We start from the raw sequence: 988 nt of genomic DNA, 5'->3' as shown, positions 1-988 counted from the left end.
GCATATATTTCTATGAGGATTCTAGCACGATTTATTTCTATGATTTCTTAGCAAATGGCATTCATAGCACAAATAATCATTTAAATGCAAGTAATTCTAATGAAACTAATGAATCAAAAAACAACACTATGGGCGAATCTAAATTAGATTCAAATGAATCTAAAAACAATATAATTCAAACGATTCTCTTTAACCCAAATCCAAACAATACCCAAAATCTACCCTGTATAAATAGTTTTTATAAATCCCAATCCCTAATCACAAAATCATTCACTCAAAGCACACATTCAGCTACAAATCCTTATGAGTTGCATTCTATATCAAGTCATTTTAATCCAAACAATGCAACATCGCACAATGATTCATATAATAATTCCATAGAAAATCTAAATAATGCCCTTTATTCCACCCACATTTATAACTCACAATATTCTTTTAGCGATGCAAACAACATAAATAATCCAAACACCACAAACAACCAAAATCCTCAAAGCAACCCAAATAATACAGGCGATATAAGTAGCAATATAAACACACCATTAAGTATTGCTACTTCTAGGGCAATGATGCTTTATAACACCTTTAAAGCAAAAAGTAATATCTATGATTTAGAGCTAAATCAAACCTTTAGAATCAATTTAGAGCATAGCACAAGCACTAAAGAGCAGTCCTTGCAAGATTTCTACATTATTGAAATCAAACAAATGCTAATCAATGAAGCCCTTTTAGCAAACAACATTAACACTAATGATAATATTATTCACAAAAGCAATGCCTTTTTTAATGCTGTGTTATTAAATGATGAAATCAATGATAAAACACAAACCAATCATCAAATAAATAATCAAGCTAATATATTAGATTCACAAAATCTTTTATTTAAAGATTTAGATGTATATAAATCAAATCCTTACTCTAACACATTAACGCTATTACCCATAAACATTAGCTTTACTCCAAACCCTAAAGCTAAACCTCTCTCCCCTTC

General features: G+C 29.6%; 1 pseudogene. It reads left to right on the top strand.

Annotation, left to right across the window (positions count from 1 at the left end):
- Positions 1 to 988 (top strand): annotated as a pseudogene (locus tag ACWIUO_RS13760) (hypothetical protein); the annotation flags it as partial.

The organism is Helicobacter sp. T3_23-1056 (assembly GCF_053654535.1).
Note: the sequence above shows the minus strand (reverse complement) of the source record. Positions and strands in the feature narration are given on the sequence as shown.